The organism is Enterococcus infantis (assembly GCF_049166715.1).
GTDB classification, from domain to species: Bacteria; Bacillota; Bacilli; order Lactobacillales; family Enterococcaceae; genus Enterococcus_C; species Enterococcus_C leclercqii.
Genome location: NZ_JBMHFB010000003.1, coordinates 230,607 through 247,892, shown reverse-complemented (window position 1 = coordinate 247,892; position 17,286 = coordinate 230,607). Strand labels below are relative to the sequence as shown.

The window sequence follows — 17,286 nt, the reverse complement described above, 5'->3', positions numbered from 1 at the left end:
TTACTTTTTTTGCATCTGCCAGAAAACCTATCCGATAATTCGAGACATTTTGATAGTTATTTTTCTTTTGATTTACTTACTTTGCTAATTGCTGCTTACCTTACCAGAATACCACGTTGGCAAGCTACATAAAACGATCCAACAGCAACCTTTACTGTTCGTTTACAGAAAAGGCGTCATTCTTTACGTAAACATAACTGAAAATTGATGAAACCGCCCTCGAAGCATTATAAACTACAATCGTTCACAGCTCGCTAACATACCTGCTTCAAGCAGCTGTCGTCCCAACCAATCAAAAGGAGAAGTGCAAAAATGAAAAAGAAAATGTTTGTTGCAAGTTTAGCTATGACTGCGGGGTTGTTGCTGTTAACCGGTTGTAAAGGTCAATCTGAGACGGCACAGGCAGCCGCACCAGAAAAAATTACGATCGTGCAGATGCCGGATGAAAATAACCCTGATGCCGGAACCAAGCACGAAGGATTCCGCAAAGATATGGAAAAAGCAATCGGCTTACCCGTGGAAGAGATGGAGGGAGCTGATTATTCTGTAGGAATCGAAGCTTTGAAAGCCGGTAAGTTAGACGTGCTTCTAGTAAGCCCCATGAGTTATTACCAAGCCAAAAAGATTGCTGGCGCTGAGCCGCTGGTGACCACCACATCGATGGGAGCTGAACCTTACCGCACAGTTTTTATCACTCGAGAAGACAACAGCAGCATCAACGAATTGAAAGATCTGAAAGATAAAAATTTTGCTTTCGTAGACCCTGCCTCATCTTCCGGCTACATGTATCCAAAAACTACATTGGTCAAAGACTTGGCTCTAGACACGGGCAAACTGGAAACACCTGGCTACTTTTTCAAAACCGTTGCGTATTCCGGCAAACACGATGCCAGCATTTTGGGAGTCGTCAAAGGAGACTATGATGCGGCCGCCGTGGCTGGTCAGACAATCCCAATGCTGGTAAACGCCGGCTTAATCAAAAAAAATGACTTGAAAATTATCGGTGAAACTGAAGTGATCCCCAATGCGCTCTTTGTCGTCCGCAAAGATCTCGACGAAAACATCAAAAAGAAGCTGAAAGACTTTTATCTAAGCTATGACAACGCCGACTATTTCAAATCCTTTTATGGTGCTGGCGAGGTACGCTTCACTGAAGCACATGACAGCGACTACGCGGTGGTGAAAGAAATGGTGGATACACTGGGAATTGAGGAGGAATAAGCATGACGGAATTGCTGCGTTTGACCGATCTAAAGAAAAGTTACGATGGTAAAAAGCTGGCCCTCGACGGCATCAATCTCTCTGTCCAGTCAGGAGAATTTATCGTGGTGATTGGTCCATCAGGAGCCGGAAAATCCACCCTGATCCGGACCATTAACCAGTTGGTACGACCGACTAGCGGCACCGTGTATTTTGACGGTTGCGAGCTAACCAGCTTGAAAGGCCGCGCGCTACGAAAAAAACGAGGCGACATTGGCATGATTTTCCAACATTACAATCTTATTGGCCGCACCAACGTCATCAAAAATGTCCTCCATGGACGGCTCAGCCGAATGCCTTTTTATAAGTCTTTATTGGGCTTATACCCGGAAATTGAACGAAGTCAAGCGCTGAATTTGCTGAAAACAGTGGGGTTGGAAGATCAGATTTATCAACGAGCCAGTGACCTTTCTGGCGGACAGATGCAACGAGTCGGTATCTGTCGGGCCCTCATGCAAGAGCCTAAGCTGATCTTGGCAGACGAGCCCATCGCTTCTTTGGATCCAAAATCCGCCGACATTGTCATGGATCAACTGAAAACCATCACTACCCGCCGTCAGATCACTTGCATCGTCAACTTGCATCAAGTTGATTATGCCAAGCAATATGCCACCCGTATTCTGGGAGTTAAAGAGGGGAAAATCGTATTTGACGGACCTCCAGAAGCGCTGAGTACAAAGATTACGGCTGCCATCTACGCCGGTAAAGAAGAGCAGATGTCCCTTACTGGTACTGAAAACAAAGACAATAAAGCAGCAATCAAGGAAATCACCCCCACTGCTCCGAATGAAGCACCGATTCCCAATGCTACCGAGCTTCATGCCCCATTAGTCAACAGCACTGCGGTTGTCGCCAGTGAAACTGCTTTAAGCACAGCGACAAAAGAAACAGGAGGCCTGGCACTATGAATAACCCAGAAACTCCTGTTGCAAAGTCACAAACGCTTTCCTTGTCAGAGGAAGCTGCGCTGAAGAAAACTACTGGTATTTCCTTGGTGTTAGCAGTGATTGTCGCAAGTTTTGCCTATCTAAAAGTTAATCCTTTCACTGTACTGGCGGGTTTTCCGGATTTTCTGCGCTTCTTTTGGGAGAATTTTTGGCCCATGAAAATCGCCAACTTGAACAGCTATCTTCCCCTGGTGCTGGAAACTGTTTTGTTTGCTGTAGTAGGAACCTATTGCTCCGCCTTTTTAGCGCTGTTTTTTGGACTCTTGATGTCCGAACAAACCAATCCTGTTCGCGGGCTACGTCTGCTGGTCCGGATTTTCATCAGTTTTTTGCGAAACATCCCCGTTTTAGTCTGGGCCAGTTTGTTGGTTTATATTTTCGGGATTGGAAATCTCGTTGGACTTTTGGCATTGATTTTGGCAACACTGGGCTTTTTGGCTCGCTCCTACGCTGAATCTATTGATGAGATTGGGGCCACCAAGCTAGAGGCTTTGCGAGCTGGCGGGGCTAGTTATCTACAGGTGCTCTTTCACGGCTTGTTGCCAGAGTTCGTTCCTGCTTGGCTGAACTGGACGTTATTTTCCTTTGAGATCAACATTCGAGCCTCGGCGATTTTGGGGATGGTAGGCGCTGGTGGGATTGGGATCATGATTCAGACCAATATCCGACTGTTTCGCTACCATGAAGCTTTGTTTCTAATTGTCATGTTGGTGGTGATGGTCTTATTGACCGAATTCACTGTGAGCCGTTTGCGGAAAAAAATCCTCTAGACAGCTATCGAATCTCATTTCAGAAAGGAAATCACCTATGTCTTCTACTACTATTCCTCTTTCCCCAAAGCGCCAACAATGGTTTCGCAGTGGACTGATTGCGTTGCTGAGTGTTTTGTTTTTCACCAGCACCGCAGCTTTAAATCTGGATTTAGCCACTTTTTTGCAACGGGGAAAACTCGCCGGCCGTATTCTCCGTAAATTCATGGTATTGGATATTGCTGCATTACCGGAGATTCTCCCGCAGTTAGGAGTTTCGCTGGCTTTGGCAGTTGCCGGTCTGACCATCGGCTGGATTTTATCTTTATTTCTGGCTTTTTTAGGTGCTGCCAACACTGCCCCGCTGCCACTATTTTCCGGTGTAATCAAAGGATTGGTCAGCCTCGTGCGGGCGGTACCCTCTTTAATCTGGATCTTGATCGTCGTCGCCAGCTTGGGCTTTGGCAATACCGCTGCTGTCATCGGAATGATTTTCCCTACCACCGGCTATCTCACCAAATCTTTTATCGCCTCGATTGAAGAGCAAGAGCCAGCCATCATCGAAACCTTGCAAGCCGCTGGTGCCTCTTGGGGACAGATTATCTGGCATGGTCTTTTGCCAGGGTTAAAGAACCCGTTTCTTTCTTGGACGGCAATCCGACTGGAAAGCAACATCGCCGAATCCATCTCCCTTGGAATGGTGGGAGCCGGCGGAATCGGCGCCCTGCTCACCAAAGCTATCGGCAAATACGATTACGGCCGCATCTCCACAATCATTTTAGTCATCTTTTTGACGATGGTCACAATGGAGCTTCTAGTAGGACGTCTCAAAAAGAGCAGCCGCTAAAGACTGCCCTACAAAAATAAGTTTAAGTTAATGAAGGTTACGGTCGGCTGCGATTTTGCTTCCGACCCTACAGTAAAAACTACAAAAATAGAATTGGAGGAGTTTCACATGGAACATTATACTCGACTGCCTTTGACAGGTACCCTCAACACCCGCGACTTAGGTGGTATTCCTACACCATCAGGTCCTACCCCTTGGCAAACATTCCTTAGAAGTGACGGTCTCCAAAACATAAGCATCCCTGACATCCAATTTTTACAAAACTATGGCGTCACTCGCATCATTGATTTGCGTTCAGCAGAAGAATTGTTGCAGCAACCTGACCCTGTGACTGAAACCATTCAATATTTCAATATCCCCCTGATGATTGGCGACGTGGCTGATGCAACTCAAAACCTGGAAAGCCACAGCTTTGATCTAGGCGACTTCTATATCGGACTGCTGGAAGAACGTTCCTCACAGTTGCGTTTGATTTTTGAGTTGTTGGCTGAAAATAGCGGCGCTACCCTCTTTCACTGCGCCGCCGGCAAAGATCGTACCGGCGTGGTTGCTGCCCTGCTTTTAGAATTGGCAGAAGCAGCTTACCCTGACATCATCGCGGATTACCAAGTCACCCATACTTTTCTTGCTGCCGACAGCCGCTTCCAATCGGTTCAAACCACTATCGACCCAACACTGTTACGCTCAGATGCCCAGAACATGAGCCGCTTTTTGAACCATCTGGCCCACCATTACGGAAATGCCGACACTTATTTTCGCCAAGCCGGCCTCAGCCCAGAACATCTACACCTCTTGCAACAAAAACTCAACAGGAAACTTACCGTAAAAGCAGTAAATGAATGAGCGGGCCTCATTGATTTATCGCTGTTGGCGGACATCGAGTAAAAGCTTATCCAAGTCCTACCGCTTTTCTTGAATCAACTTTTTCACCAATCTCGGTAGACTGAAATAGCTGTTTTCTTGATTAATTTCCGTTATTTCGCAACGACATGATAGTTGCCAATATGGCAAACAACACTAACGCGATATTCAGAAGAACAATTCCAATTGCAAGATATCTATTTCCGCCTTTCTTAAAAGCTACGCCACTGCTTACGACTGATACGAGGATTAGCCCTAAGCAAATAGCTAAGTGTTGTTGTGTGAGTTCACGAAAATTCACAAAGTAAATTATTAGCAACAGAGCAAAACTTATAATAGACACTAATAATAGCAGCCTTGCATTGCCACTATCTTTCTTTGAAATCATAGCTATCCGCCCCCTAAAGAAACCATTTTTTTAATTGTATCTTTTCTAAGGTCATTCGTCACCAATTAAAAAGAAAGCAGCTTATAATCTTGTTTAATAATTATTTTTACTTTCAAACAGTACTTTTTGCTTGATACTTTTATAGGATGACGATCAATCTGATAAAATTAACTAACACATCGAACGCTATTTTCTCATCCAAAACAAAAAGCCCTATCCCTCTTGGCAAATTAGCATCGAAGGGATGGGGCTTTTTGATTGTTACAATCAGAAGTTGGTGGTCTGATTTACATTTTTTGTTCGTCCCGGATTTTTTTCTCCAGTTCTTTCTTTTCTTGTTCTTGTTGTGCTTTACGTTCTTGTTCTTCCATTTTGATACGCGCACGTTTGATCTCTGGATGCGGATCATTGATTACTGTTTTAGATTCGATTTCTTCCAAAGCTTGTCCCACAGATTTTACCGATTCAAAAGAATCTACAGTCGGTTTAGCACCGGCATCTAGTTCGTGGGCGCGTTTTGACGCCAGAATCACCAAGGAATATTTAGAATTGACACGGTCTAGCAATTTGTCGATTGAAGGTTTTAACATCATAACGTATTACATCTCCTCTAGCATTTTGATATATTTTCCGATCACACGGTCGACGCGAAAGTGTTCACTGGCGATAATGTCTTTGATACGTTCCACCGCTTTAGGCACTTCGTCATTCACAACAGCATAGTCATACAGGGCCATCATTTCAATTTCTTCCCGGGCAACCCGCATGCGTTCTTCGATAATCTCCATCGCATCGGTTCCTCGGTTGACAATTCGGTTTTTCAATTCATGCAGATCCGGCGGGGTCAAGAAGATAAACACGCCGTCTGGAGCTTTTTCTTTCACTTGACGAGCGCCTTGGACTTCAATCTCCAAGAAAACATCTTTGCCTTCATCCAGTGTTTTTTGTACATAAGACAGTGGCGTACCGTAATAATTGCCTACATACTCAGCATACTCCAACATCTCACCGGCAGCAATCAGCGCCTCGAATTCCTCCCGGGTCCGGAAATAGTAATCCACACCCTCCACTTCGCCTGCCCGCATCGGGCGAGTAGTCATGGAAACGGAATATTGAAAATCATTATCTTCACTTTCGAAAATCGCTCTTCTAACAGTGCCTTTGCCCACTCCGGATGGTCCGGACAATACGATCAACAACCCACGATCTGACATGGTTTCGTCCTTTCTGTTTGACTGGTGCTTTTCAATAAAAAAAAGCCGCTGCTTCCGCGGAAAAAATCGCCACACTGTGCCAGTCTATCTTTTCGTCTATTTTGCACTTTTTTCGCAAAAGTTTCAAGAGGGACTTGCATAGACTGGTGAAAACTTTAGGATTTTGCTTCATCTGAATTGAGCAGGCCTCAAAAGGTACTTTCTTTTTTTATTGATAGCCTACCCAATTTCCTTTTTTAAAACAGCGGGCCTTCAGTTTATGCAGATGAGCTGCAGTCAAAAAAGCACCGGGACAGGTTGCCCTCTCCCGGTAAAATCAATTACTTTTTACAGCCCCATGTTAGAAAGTGTGTTGATTACATTGCGCAGCTCGTCTTTGCGGGTTTCGGCTTCATCAATCGGATCAGTCACCGCTTCCACATCAATGCGGGAAATCAATTCCCGTCGCATAGTCACATAGGTTTCATTGACCAACAAGCGGATCTCATCGTCTGTTACTAAAGCACAAGCATCCTGCCACGCTTCATAAGGATCCCGCTCGGAAGGAACCGTCCGCTTCACCACAGAACGCCCACTGACACCGTGAAAAGTCACATCATAATACTTCATCTTGTTTCCGCCTTTCTCTTATGCCGGAGTGCTCCCAGAAACTATTCGGAGTACAGCCAGCAACAGCCTTCTTCTATATTATATCGATAGTCTGCGAATCTGGCGAAGGATATGCGAAGAAGCTGTTTTTTAAAAAATACAGTCCACAGTCTGTTTATCAGCTGCTACTCTACATTTTGCACTTGTTCTCTGATCTTCTCAACGGTGGTTTTCATTTGTACCACCAGTTCTTTGATCTCGATGGCACCGGATTTGGAGCCGATTGTGTTGATTTCTCGGTTCATTTCTTGAATCAAAAAGTCCAATTCTCGACCGACGGGTTCAGTCGCAGCCAGCAAATCATCGAATTTTCGCAGGTGGATTGTCAAACGGTCCAGTTCTTCATGGATGTCTCCACGTTCCAAAAGCAATGCCAATTCAGTAAGGAGGCGGTCTTGATCCACTGTCTCACCCAGATAATCCTGCAGCTTTTTCTCAAACCGTGTCCGGTATTCTTCTTCATAGATAGACACGAATTCCTGCAGGCGAGAAAGCGCATCGGCAATAGTCTGGCGATTTTCCTGCATGACGGTTGCCAGGCCGGCACCTTCTTGCTCGCGACTGCTGGCATTTTGTGCCGCAGCTTGACTGACGGCAGTCACTAAAAGCTCCTCCAGACCAGTATCATCAGACTTGTCTTCTTTGATTTCTACAAAATCCGGCAAGGTCACCAACTGCTGCAAAATAGCGGCCACTTCCAAATCTGTTTCACCATAGCGAGCGGCGGCTTCTGCTTTCAGCTCCTTCACCAGTTGATCCACTAAGCCCCAGTGAACTGTTACGGCTTTGGTATCATCGCCGGTTTCTTTAACTGTAACGAAGACTTCTACCCGACCTCGAGGAAGCCGCTCTTTGATAAGTTGGCGGATGGTTCCTTCGTATGGATTTACCTGTTTGGGACTGCGAATTTGAACATCCAAAAAACGATGGTTGACGCTTTTGACTTCGACTTCTACCGTATAGCGGTCATTTTCCTCTCGACTTTTGCCAAATCCGGTCATGCTTTTGATCATCGGTTTTCCCTCACTTTGTTTTTCTATAACCATCATGCTCAATCCAAAAAATAGTCAGCCAGGTTGCTACATCTGTTGGATGGCCTCTTTCAAGGCAGCAAATTCCTCGTTACTCAAGGTGACACCTTTGCCCATTTTCTCATGCTCTGGTGCCCAATCACGAATATCGAACTTCGGTGGTCGTCCGTTCCAGCTTACCAAATTAAACTCTTTGCGCCAGCCCTTCGGATTTTCCGAAAGAACAGCAATCTCTTCTACAATCTCAAATGAAAATTCCTGTGCCATCTGTCTTCCTCCGTTTCTGTTTCAAAAGCAGGTGAACCTGCTCTGTCTTAATTAACTATGCGTTATCTCATCGCTTTTTGTGGATGTGGCAAGCAATTCTGTCAAAAATGCACCGGCCACTGCCGTAACAGGCGTCAACTCAAGCAGTTGCCTCAATGCTGCTGTGATAGGGGTTTTGGCTGTAAAACTTCGCTGCCAATACAGCAGTTGACGAGTGTCAGAAATTGCCAACAGTCGTTCCCGATATTGACGCAGCCATTCTGCTACTGACAAAACGCCTTCAATCGGCTCTGCCTGCGCATTGCAGGCCTTTTTCAGAACCGGCAGAAATTCAGCCGCTTCATAGCATTTTTCTGGTGGGACATTCAATAACCCGCCACACAACTCCGCTAAAGCAGAACCCGCTGTTTCGAACACAACCTTGCTTTGGTAGGCTTTATTCAAACGACTCCAAAATGGTCGCCCTTTGATGAGTTGCCAGAGGGGATCATCGGTTTGCTGCAATCGGCGGCAGAACCGGCGCCAAGCTTTGTTCAACGCAGCTTCTTCTTCCTCGCTAAAGGTGTACCAGTAGCCCTTGCCGCGTCCAAAATGCTTCATGGTTTCCAGATAGCCCAGCTGGTAATTGATTCGAGAACGTTCCCGATCGAAGACTAGAAAACTTCCTAAGGTCCAAGGAGAATCAAAGGGCACCGTCGCCACAGTTTCAGGGATTGGGGTTCGTTTAATAAATCCGGGACCGTTAACGTCCACTACAATCAACTCACTGACTTCTTGTGCCAAGGCCACATCCACCGGTAAATTGTTGCGATAGCCACCGTCAATGTAATAATTGCCAGCGATTTCTTTGGCTTTCATCGCGGGATAAAAAGAAGCAGAAGCAATTAACCACTGCAGATTGCCGGCACAGTCGTTTTTATCAAAGTGAACCACTTTCTCCGTAAAATCCGGTAGATGGGTGGTGCAGACATAGAGTTCTGCTGGACTGGCCTGCATTTTCTCCTCATCTAAAGCGTCATAAATCAGCTGTTCCAAAGGTTCTGTACTGGCACCATTTTCTCTAAGCGCGGTAATTGTCAGCGATTGGACCTGTTGTAAAAGCCGCGTTAGACTGTGATTGTCAGAGGCGGCGCGGGGAAACTGCAAAACCTGATCTGTACTGATAGCTAGCCACAGTTCTTTGGCAGCCGCCACATCCCCCACCAAGATTAAACCACCATTCAGCGCCCCAACAGAAGCACCAGTCACTACTTGCAGCGGAATCTGCAATTCCTGTAATGCCTCCCAAACACCGATTTGATAGGCGCCTCGAGCACCACCGCCCCCTAAGACCAGACCAGTGCGATACGTCAGGGACTTTTCAAAGCCCTCCGCAACTGCTTGATAGCCTTGTGCGGTCAACCACTCCTGATTGCTGGCGGTCGTGGTAAAAGCCAAGACCAACTTTGCCACAAAGCGACTGCGGGCCGTCGTTTCCAACACTTCAAGTAATCGCCGCCAAGTCAGCTCCCCCTGTCCATTAGTTCCCAGTCGCAAAAGAGCGTCATCAATGGGAGCCACCAACAGATTCGTGACTGTCAGACAGTGGCGCACCTCTTCATTTACTGTTAGATAAAAACGATAGCCGTATGCTTCTGTCTGATAAGCGGTTCCGGCTTTTACTGCGGCTAAGAACTGCTCTTTGCCACGGGAATGACTGCCATAAAACGGCAGGATCAAACGGCCGCTCTCAAATATCGGATCCAGCTGCAAAAAATCACCGGGGTAAAGTTTTTCTAGTTGCATACTGCCTCCTTTCGCAGCGGATAAACAGCGCACCAATAAGGGCCTGTTATCTGCTAAAAAGCTTTTTTCAAGTATACCACGACCCTAAGCAGGAATTGCCGGGAGAACTTTATTAGTTGCCATAAGCCTGCTTCGACTTACTCCACCATATTTTTTAAACCGTTATATTTTCAAAAAAATAGCGGATGCTAAACAAATTCTAATTACTAATACAAAAGCATTCGCAAAAAACAAAAAAGAAAAACACGAACATTGAGAACTATTCTCACCGTTATTTTAAATGTTTAATTCGGTCTAGATCAGTTTTCTATTATTGTAAGCACAAGGTCCAGGCATTGCCAAAACATTGTGCATTCTCGAAATTAATATTCTCTCGTTATTAAATTTTAAAGCAGATTGTATTCTATTTTTGACAATGCTAGAATCTCTATGTAAATAAAACGTTTGCAAAATCGCGTGAAATTGCGCGCGTGTTTTTTTTAAGCTGCCAACTAAATAATTTTCATTTTTCTTTTAAAATTTTATTCAATGCTTCGTGATTAGAAAGGAGAACTACCATGAAAAACGCTACTGTCGGGGAAAAAGAACGCCGCTGGGATGCCGCGGCCAAGGTCAAAGGCGAGGCCAACTTCACCGATGACTTCCCAATCCTGAACTGTCTTCACGCCAAGATTTTGCGCTCCACCATTGCTCACGGGCGAGTGGTGACTTATGACATAACAGAAGCTGCGCAAATGCCTGATGTCATCAAGATTGTCTTGCCAGAAGACCTCCCCCAAAATCAATATGCGACAGCTGGTCATCCTTATGCCATGTTAGAAGCCAAGCGGGATATCGAGGACCGCTTGATGCTCAATCGCAATGTACGAGTCTACGGAGAAGAGATTGCTGCCGTGGTGGCTAAAACCGAGTTGGCAGCAGAAAAAGCGCTGGCTAAAATCAAAGTAACCTACGAAGAATATCCTGTCTACTTAACACCGCAAGAAGCAATGGCGCCAGATGCCCGCCGAATTCACGAAGAACGAGACAACGTCATTGCCAATACCAATGTCGGTTTCGGCGATGTAGAAGCGGGATTAGCGGCAGCTGATTTCGTAGTGAAAGAGCAATTTTCCACTGGAATCCAGCAGCATGCCCATATGGAAAAACAAGTTGCGGTAGCCTTCCGCAATGACGATCAACGCTGGGTCTGTATCAGTTCAACGCAGATTCCCCATATCTGTCGGCGGATTATCGGGCAAGCTTTAGGGATTCCCTGGTCTCAAATCCGCGTAAAAAAACCATTTATCGGCGGCGGCTTTGGTAACAAGCAAGACGTAACGATCGAGCCTCTGACAGTTGCTCTCAGTATGCTCTGTGGCGGCCGGCCAGTGAAAATCAACTTGACTCGGGAAGAATCTTTGGCCAATACCCGTACACGCCACGCCATTGACTACGATATCGCTATCGGCTTAAAAAGTGACGGAACCATCACTGCCATCGATTTCGGTGTGTTGAGTAACCAAGGAGGCTATGCTTCCCACGGCCATGCGATTGGCGGTAAGGGGGGCACTTTTATCAATTCCCTGTATACTACCGAAAACCTCCGTTACGCGGCGAAAACAATTTACACCAACATCGCCGCAGCTGGTGCCATGCGAGGTTATGGTATCCCGCAAGTCATGTATGCCTTAGAATCTGTAATCGACGATTGTGCAGAAAAAATCGGGATGGATCCCATCGAATTTCGTATCAAAAACGGTCGTCCGGAGGGTTATTTAAATCCTTTAAGCAAAATCCAACAGTTTAATTTCAAGGTCAACGACTGTTTACAGAAAGGCCGTGTTGCCTTTGACTATGACCGTAAGCTTCAAGAAAGCCTACAGTACAAAAAGGGCGCTAAACGTCGTGGTGTCGGTGTTGCCAGCTTTTCTTACGGTTCTGGAACCTATCCTTTTGGTCTGGAGGTCTCCGGTGCCCGCTTGATTTTGATTCAAGACGGTTCCTTTAAACTCATGCTGGGAGCCACTGAAATTGGGCAGGGCTCAGACACTACCTTTAGTCAGATGGCTGCTGAAACATTGGGAGTCAGCTATGACAAAATTATCCGAGATGCTATGACCGACACCGATATCGATCCTTTTGACACTGGTGCTTACGCCTCTCGTCAAAGCTATATCACTGGTTTTGCGGTCCGAGAATGCGCCGAAAAGATGAAAAATCAGATCTTGACACGCGCTTCAGAAATGTATGACATCCGCCCCGAATACATGGATATCGAAAACAATCAGATTGTTTATGCCCACAATAGCCAAGTAATCGTGTCTTTAGCAGACTTTGCCCTAGCTTCATTTTATGATATGCAACACGGTCGTGCCATCGTGGCAGAATCTTCCGTGAACATTCACCACAACTCCTACGCTACCGGCTGTACCTTAGCTGAAGTAGAAGTCGATGTCCAAACTGGCCGAGTAACTTTACTGAGCTGTATGAATGTCCATGACTCCGGTAAGATTATCAATCCTCTTTTAGCAGGTGGTCAAGTGGAAGGCGGCATGGCGATGGGAGTGGCTTTCGGTTTAAGCGAAGGCTTGCGTTACAGCGCTGCCGGCAAGCCATTGAACAATAACCTATTGGATTACAAAATCCCAACCATGATGGATTTGCCGGACTTTGACCATGAATTTGTGGAATCTGTGGATCCATTAGGGCCGTACGGAAATAAATCCCTCGGTGAAAATCCGCTGTGTTCACCTGCTCCGGCTATCCGCAATGCGGTAAAAAATGCGACAGGGGTAGCCATTAATCAAATTCCGTTAGCTACACAGGCAGTTTTTGAGGCAATGAAAAAAGCCGGCGTTATTGAAGATTAGTTCTAGAAAAATTTCAGGTAGAAGGGTTTTAGGTGAGGACGATTTGAAGCCTTGCCTTTCTACCCCACTTTCATATATAGAAAGGAAGAAAAGAGTATGTATGATATCACCGGCTATCACGAAGCCGCAACCTTAGCTGATGTTTTTACCATTACTGGTGAAAAACCCACGGCCCGCTTAGTTGCTGGCGGAACGGATGTCATGGTAAAAGCGCGTGAAATGAAGTCCGGCTATGTTGGCTGCGATTTGATTGGCATCACCCGTATCCCGGAGCTTCACGACATTTATTTGGAAGACGACGGGACTTTGGTGATTGGTGCCATGAACACCTTTAGCGAAATTGAGCACCATCCGTTGATTAAAGCACACCTTCATTTGTTAGGAGAAGCTGTCGCATTAGTAGGAGGTCCGCAAACTCGTAATGTCGGAACGATTGGCGGCAATGTCTGTAATGGTGCCACCTCTGCTGACAGCGCCCCTACGCTCTTTGCCTACAATGCCGTCTTAGAAGTCCATTCCAGTGCCGGCATCAAGAATGTACCTATTGCTGATTTTTATAAAGGTGCCGGTTGGGTGGACCTGTCCCCAGGAGAAATCCTAGTGAAGATCAAAATCTCCCGCCAGGACTATGAAGGCTATACCGGCCATTACACCAAATTTGCCCAACGACAAGCGCTGGATATTGCCAATCTCAGCTGTTCCACCTTGGTAAAACAAACAGACGGGATTATTGAAGATCTACGCATCTGTTTTGGGGTCGCTGCACCCACACCAATCCGCATGTATACAGCCGAGGCCTTTGCCCGCGGCTTAACAATCACCGATGAGAACCTGAAAGCTATCGGTGCCAAATGTCTGGAAGATACCAATACCCGCGATTCCTGGCGAGCTTCCAAAGAATATCGGGACTACCTAGTCTCCATCCTGCCAGGGCGCAATATCGTCGAAGCGCTGAAAGTTTCCGCTACGAAAAAGGAGGAACAAGGATGAGTCAATTGAAGCAAAACGGGATTGTTACCGAAATCCCGACTCAAACTATTCGCTTTACCCTAAATGACGAAGCGGTTTTTTGTACCATTGATATTCGCAAAAGTCTGTTGGAAGTCTTGCGAGAAGTATTCGGCTTGATGGGAACCAAAGAAGGTTGTGGTGTCGGCGAATGTGGTGCCTGCTCCGTGATTATTGATGGACGAACCATCGACAGCTGTCTTTACTTGGCTACTTGGGCAGACGGCAAAACAGTCACTACGATTGAAGGAGTAACCGCTCCTGACGGCACCTTGAGTGATATTCAAGAAGAATACATTGACGCCGGCGCAGTTCAATGTGGCTTTTGCATTCCTGGCATGATTGTTTCCAGCAAGCAATTACTAGATGATATTCCAAATCCCACTCGTGAAGAAATTCGGCGAGGCCTTTCCGGTAACATGTGCCGCTGCACTGGCTATCAAAAAATTGTTGACGCCGTGGAAAACACTGCCAAACGACGTCAGAACAACACCGACAAAAACTGAAAAACCTGCTATCACTAGTGCTATACATTCAAGCCGTGAAGATGACTACCAACTAGGAAGCTTCACGGCTTTTCAACAATCAAGCGGCTGCTCGCAGATTCCACAAGCCCGGCTGCTTTGAGAAGAAAGGAGACTTTTCCACTTATGGATGAAAGACCTGTTCAAGACCACTCGCTACACTCACCTAACTCGGAGGTATCTACTGAAGGTACCAATCGCAAGTTACCTTTATCCCAACTACTACCACTGGGTTTCCAACATACGGTTATCGCTATTTTGGCAGCTATTCCCGTGCCTTTGATTATTTCTGCCAGTGCCGGCTTGGATCCCAGTCAAACACGCTTTTTTGTAAGCGCTGTTATTTTCTGTTCCGGAGTCAGCTCGCTATTGGCTGCCTTGAATATCATTCCCCGCACCAGTCCGCTGATTCCCATGGCTCTTGGGGCGAACTTCGCTGTAATCCCAGTCGTCACCAGCACCTTATTAGGCGCCGACAATATTCAAGCAGGCTTTGCAGCAGTGGCTGGTTGTACGATGGTAGCCGGACTGTTCTGCTTTTTGCTGTCAGGCTTTTGGGTAAAGCTCCGTCGCTTTTTCCCACCAATTGTAGTTGGAACAAACTTAATGGTATTAGGGGTCGCCCTTTTGCCCAACACCTTTCATTGGATGATGGGGGATCGAGCTTATGACTTAACTCAGTCAATCGAACTAAAGCCCTTCTTTCTAGCTTTAGGAATCTTTTTATTCCACATTTTTTTAAGCAAGTACTTAAAAGGCTTTCTCGGAAACTTATCCATCTTAATTGCACTGCTAGTGGGAACTGTCGTCGCCGCTTTGATGGGAATGGTGGATATGACACCTGTCGCTGCGGCTCCTTGGTTTGATTTAAACCTGCCGGGACACTACGGCTTGCCCCGATTAGATCTCAATATGCTACCGAGTTACTTAATCGTGATGATTTTAGGAATGGTGGAAGTCTCGGGAACTTCGATGGGTATCCACAATATCGTCGAAAAAGAGCTGGATGAAAAACAGTTTGGCCGTACCCTGAAAACGCTGGGGATTGCTACGTTCTTTTCCGGAGGCTTTAATGCTGTTCAACCCACGGCCTTTGTGCAAAATTTGGGCATACTAGACCTCTCTAAAGAAAAAAGCCGCTACGCTACCGCTTGTGCTGGCGCAATGTTATTAATTGCCGGCTTTATCCCCAAATTTTCTGCCTTAATCTCTGTGATCCCTCAACCTGTATTGGGAGGCCTGGGCTTTGCGATTTTTGGCGTCATCATCGGCAGTGCTGTTAATATGCTCAAAGGTGTCGAATTCAGCGGCAATCAAAATATGCTGATTATCGGACTGAGCCTCGGCGTTGCAATGTTGCCTTCTGTGTATCCGAACTTTTATGCTAACTTTCCAGAACTCGTGCAAAACATCTTCGGATCCGGTATTTTGGCCGGTGCATTGACCTCCATCACATTGAATTTCTTCTTTAATTTTAAAGAACTGATGGGAAAGCTGCCAACCAACTCTGAATCTCTTGAATCACTTTCAGAAACCCTCGGAGAAGCCACTAGTGACAGCTGTGAAATCAAAGCTGCGGAGTAACTGGTTTAAAAAAAAAACAAAAAACGGCTCTCTCAGCCGGCAAGCTCTTTGTTGGCTATCCAGCCACACTCAAGCGCTGCTTCGGTGAGAGTCGTTTTTTATTGATCATTATTTATTGGTTGCTATTCACCCGCTGCCAGCTCATCTACATAAAATCGTCCGATCAGTGCCAAATACGGCGTTGCTTCCTTCAAAGGATAAACTACAAAATCGTGCATCATGTCCGGTGCAATCTCTAAATGCAGACAAGTACCTGAACTTTCTTGTGATCCCAAAGCGTTGATTCGTTCTTGCAGTCGCAAAACATCGGGATTCAAAATATCGTCAGTGCCACTAATTACTAAGAGCTGTCCCAGATTTTCCAATGGTCCTTTTAGCGGTGAAACTCGTGGATCCTCCAGCGGCAGCCCGCCGGCATAATTACGAGCCGCTTCAGCCAACAAATCTCGTTGTAACAAGACATCTTTGTCCTCGATAGCAGAAATTCGCGGATCACTCAGGGTCAGATCCAGCCAAGGAGAAATCAACGCCAGTTTTTCCGGCACTGACACTGGCAACTGCTCGTAGCGTTGGTCAGTTGATTGTGTTGCTTTTTGCCCAGCAGTAGCCGCTGTTTCAGAGTTGGCCGCAGCTCTTTTCTCCTGCAAATGTTGGGCTAAACTCAATGCCAGCCCTCCCCCCGCTGAATCGCCAAATAAATAAAAGTGATCATCAGGATACAAAAATGCCAATCGTAAATAAGCCGCCAGCGTGCGTTCCAACGTTACCTGGGCGGTATGCTCCGGAGCCAGCGGATAGTCAAAGGCACTCACCTTCAAGCCGTATGTCTTCACAAAATACTCCTGAATCTCCTTGTGAAATGGCGAAGCTTCCAACGCATAGCCACCCCCATGCAGATAAAAAACATGGCGATTGGTAGGGTGATCTGGAAACAGCGTAATCAATTCAGACCCGGCAATATCTTCAGAACGCTGCGCCAGTTCTGTGCGCTTCAGCTGTTGGGCATTCCATTCCAAGCGGCGCGGCGGAGTGACCATATTTTTGCCTACCAATTTTTTCATATTGATGACTTTAAATACTTGTTTGACGAATTTCGCTGAGAATCTCATGGGCTCCTCCAAATCTCTGCCGGAACAGTTTCTTCGATAACAAGCGATGATCGCGGCCTTTTTCACGAATGGCTTAATAGCCGTGTATCTCACCTGCAAAAAACATGCTATCATAGAGACAAAACTTGTCATTTTTTGCCAAAATAGGCAGGCACGCTTCCCTACTGCCTTGTTGTATTTGACAGAACCGTTCGACTGACAGATGACACAGT

17 protein-coding genes are annotated in these 17,286 nt (G+C 46.2%); 9 read left to right on the top strand and 8 right to left on the bottom strand.

Annotated features, from left to right (window positions below; genetic code table 11):
- The first annotated feature begins 312 nt into the window (after window positions 1-312).
- The 5 genes from ACOMA8_RS05115 (at window position 313) to ACOMA8_RS05095 (ending at window position 4,646) form a co-directional block, all read left to right on the top strand.
- The gene (locus ACOMA8_RS05115) at window positions 313-1,221 is read left to right on the top strand and encodes a phosphate/phosphite/phosphonate ABC transporter substrate-binding protein (protein ID WP_421369056.1); all 909 of its coding nucleotides are present in this window, start codon (window positions 313-315) and stop codon (window positions 1,219-1,221) included.
- 2 nt (window positions 1,222-1,223) lie between these two features.
- The gene (gene phnC, locus ACOMA8_RS05110) at window positions 1,224-2,168 is read left to right on the top strand and encodes a phosphonate ABC transporter ATP-binding protein (RefSeq protein WP_421369053.1); all 945 of its coding nucleotides are present in this window, start codon (window positions 1,224-1,226) and stop codon (window positions 2,166-2,168) included.
- Complete coding sequence (gene phnE / locus ACOMA8_RS05105; RefSeq protein ID WP_421369050.1) at window positions 2,165-2,977, top strand: phosphonate ABC transporter, permease protein PhnE; 813 nt, start codon at window positions 2,165-2,167, stop codon at window positions 2,975-2,977. Before phnC ends, phnE begins: the two co-directional genes overlap by 4 nt.
- A gap of 37 nt (window positions 2,978-3,014) precedes the next feature.
- Window positions 3,015-3,803: a PhnE/PtxC family ABC transporter permease gene (locus ACOMA8_RS05100; RefSeq protein WP_421369048.1), complete on the top strand. Its 789-nt coding sequence runs from the start codon at window positions 3,015-3,017 to the stop codon at window positions 3,801-3,803.
- 108 nt (window positions 3,804-3,911) lie between these two features.
- A complete protein-coding gene (locus ACOMA8_RS05095; protein WP_421369046.1) occupies window positions 3,912-4,646 on the top strand; it encodes a tyrosine-protein phosphatase in 735 nt (244 codons plus the stop codon).
- Window positions 4,647-4,767: 121 nt separating this feature from the next.
- Here ACOMA8_RS05095 and ACOMA8_RS05090 read toward each other — a convergent pair whose 3' ends face one another.
- The 7 genes from ACOMA8_RS05090 to ACOMA8_RS05060 all read right to left on the bottom strand — a co-directional run bounded on the left by ACOMA8_RS05090 (window position 4,768) and on the right by ACOMA8_RS05060 (window position 9,997).
- On the bottom strand, window positions 4,768-5,052 hold the full coding sequence (locus ACOMA8_RS05090) for a hypothetical protein (RefSeq protein WP_421369043.1): 285 nt from the start codon (window positions 5,050-5,052) through the stop codon (window positions 4,768-4,770).
- Between the two features lie 287 nt (window positions 5,053-5,339).
- Window positions 5,340-5,645, bottom strand: a complete 306-nt coding sequence (rpoZ, locus tag ACOMA8_RS05085; protein ID WP_161900235.1) for a DNA-directed RNA polymerase subunit omega — start codon at window positions 5,643-5,645, stop codon at window positions 5,340-5,342.
- 6 nt (window positions 5,646-5,651) lie between these two features.
- Window positions 5,652-6,266 carry a guanylate kinase gene (gene gmk, locus ACOMA8_RS05080; protein WP_161900236.1) on the bottom strand — a complete coding sequence of 205 codons (615 nt, stop codon included), beginning with the start codon at window positions 6,264-6,266 and terminating at the stop codon, window positions 5,652-5,654.
- A gap of 327 nt (window positions 6,267-6,593) precedes the next feature.
- Window positions 6,594-6,875, bottom strand: coding sequence for a hypothetical protein (locus ACOMA8_RS05075; protein ID WP_161900237.1), 282 nt, complete (start codon window positions 6,873-6,875; stop codon window positions 6,594-6,596).
- Window positions 6,876-7,039: 164 nt separating this feature from the next.
- Window positions 7,040-7,924, bottom strand: coding sequence for a YicC/YloC family endoribonuclease (locus tag ACOMA8_RS05070; protein WP_421369175.1), 885 nt, complete (start codon window positions 7,922-7,924; stop codon window positions 7,040-7,042).
- A 69-nt stretch (window positions 7,925-7,993) separates the two neighbouring features.
- Complete coding sequence (locus ACOMA8_RS05065; protein WP_421369040.1) at window positions 7,994-8,212, bottom strand: YdbC family protein; 219 nt, start codon at window positions 8,210-8,212, stop codon at window positions 7,994-7,996.
- Window positions 8,213-8,263: 51 nt separating this feature from the next.
- Window positions 8,264-9,997, bottom strand: a complete 1,734-nt coding sequence (locus ACOMA8_RS05060; protein ID WP_421369037.1) for a patatin-like phospholipase family protein — start codon at window positions 9,995-9,997, stop codon at window positions 8,264-8,266.
- Window positions 9,998-10,554: 557 nt separating this feature from the next.
- Between ACOMA8_RS05060 and xdhA the strand changes: the two genes are divergently transcribed.
- The 4 genes from xdhA (at window position 10,555) to ACOMA8_RS05040 (ending at window position 15,965) form a co-directional block, all read left to right on the top strand.
- Window positions 10,555-12,849, top strand: a complete 2,295-nt coding sequence (gene xdhA, locus ACOMA8_RS05055; RefSeq protein WP_421369033.1) for a xanthine dehydrogenase subunit XdhA — start codon at window positions 10,555-10,557, stop codon at window positions 12,847-12,849.
- Window positions 12,850-12,945: 96 nt separating this feature from the next.
- Complete coding sequence (xdhB, locus tag ACOMA8_RS05050; RefSeq protein WP_161900241.1) at window positions 12,946-13,839, top strand: xanthine dehydrogenase subunit XdhB; 894 nt, start codon at window positions 12,946-12,948, stop codon at window positions 13,837-13,839.
- Entirely contained in the window at window positions 13,836-14,363 is a 528-nt protein-coding gene (gene xdhC, locus ACOMA8_RS05045) for a xanthine dehydrogenase subunit XdhC (protein WP_161900242.1), read from the top strand. The genes xdhB and xdhC overlap by 4 nt, the downstream gene beginning before the upstream one ends.
- Window positions 14,364-14,507: 144 nt before the next feature.
- Window positions 14,508-15,965: a uracil-xanthine permease family protein gene (locus tag ACOMA8_RS05040; RefSeq protein ID WP_421369030.1), complete on the top strand. Its 1,458-nt coding sequence runs from the start codon at window positions 14,508-14,510 to the stop codon at window positions 15,963-15,965.
- Between the two features lie 122 nt (window positions 15,966-16,087).
- Here the strand turns inward: ACOMA8_RS05040 and ACOMA8_RS05035 are convergent, their stop codons facing one another.
- Window positions 16,088-17,074 carry an alpha/beta hydrolase fold domain-containing protein gene (locus ACOMA8_RS05035; RefSeq protein ID WP_161900244.1) on the bottom strand — a complete coding sequence of 329 codons (987 nt, stop codon included), beginning with the start codon at window positions 17,072-17,074 and terminating at the stop codon, window positions 16,088-16,090.
- Window positions 17,075-17,286 lie beyond the last annotated feature (212 nt).

Coding starts and splice junctions, on each gene's coding strand:
- ACOMA8_RS05115 (WP_421369056.1), top strand. CDS start 313: ATGAAAAAGAAAATGTTTGTTGCAAGTTTAGCTATGACTGCGGGGTTG.
- phnC (WP_421369053.1), top strand. CDS start 1,224: ATGACGGAATTGCTGCGTTTGACCGATCTAAAGAAAAGTTACGATGGT.
- phnE (WP_421369050.1), top strand. CDS start 2,165: ATGAATAACCCAGAAACTCCTGTTGCAAAGTCACAAACGCTTTCCTTG.
- ACOMA8_RS05100 (WP_421369048.1), top strand. CDS start 3,015: ATGTCTTCTACTACTATTCCTCTTTCCCCAAAGCGCCAACAATGGTTT.
- ACOMA8_RS05095 (WP_421369046.1), top strand. CDS start 3,912: ATGGAACATTATACTCGACTGCCTTTGACAGGTACCCTCAACACCCGC.
- ACOMA8_RS05090 (WP_421369043.1), bottom strand. CDS start 5,052: ATGATTTCAAAGAAAGATAGTGGCAATGCAAGGCTGCTATTATTAGTG.
- rpoZ (WP_161900235.1), bottom strand. CDS start 5,645: ATGATGTTAAAACCTTCAATCGACAAATTGCTAGACCGTGTCAATTCT.
- gmk (WP_161900236.1), bottom strand. CDS start 6,266: ATGTCAGATCGTGGGTTGTTGATCGTATTGTCCGGACCATCCGGAGTG.
- ACOMA8_RS05075 (WP_161900237.1), bottom strand. CDS start 6,875: ATGAAGTATTATGATGTGACTTTTCACGGTGTCAGTGGGCGTTCTGTG.
- ACOMA8_RS05065 (WP_421369040.1), bottom strand. CDS start 8,212: ATGGCACAGGAATTTTCATTTGAGATTGTAGAAGAGATTGCTGTTCTT.
- ACOMA8_RS05060 (WP_421369037.1), bottom strand. CDS start 9,997: ATGCAACTAGAAAAACTTTACCCCGGTGATTTTTTGCAGCTGGATCCG.
- xdhA (WP_421369033.1), top strand. CDS start 10,555: ATGAAAAACGCTACTGTCGGGGAAAAAGAACGCCGCTGGGATGCCGCG.
- xdhB (WP_161900241.1), top strand. CDS start 12,946: ATGTATGATATCACCGGCTATCACGAAGCCGCAACCTTAGCTGATGTT.
- xdhC (WP_161900242.1), top strand. CDS start 13,836: ATGAGTCAATTGAAGCAAAACGGGATTGTTACCGAAATCCCGACTCAA.
- ACOMA8_RS05040 (WP_421369030.1), top strand. CDS start 14,508: ATGGATGAAAGACCTGTTCAAGACCACTCGCTACACTCACCTAACTCG.
- ACOMA8_RS05035 (WP_161900244.1), bottom strand. CDS start 17,074: ATGAGATTCTCAGCGAAATTCGTCAAACAAGTATTTAAAGTCATCAAT.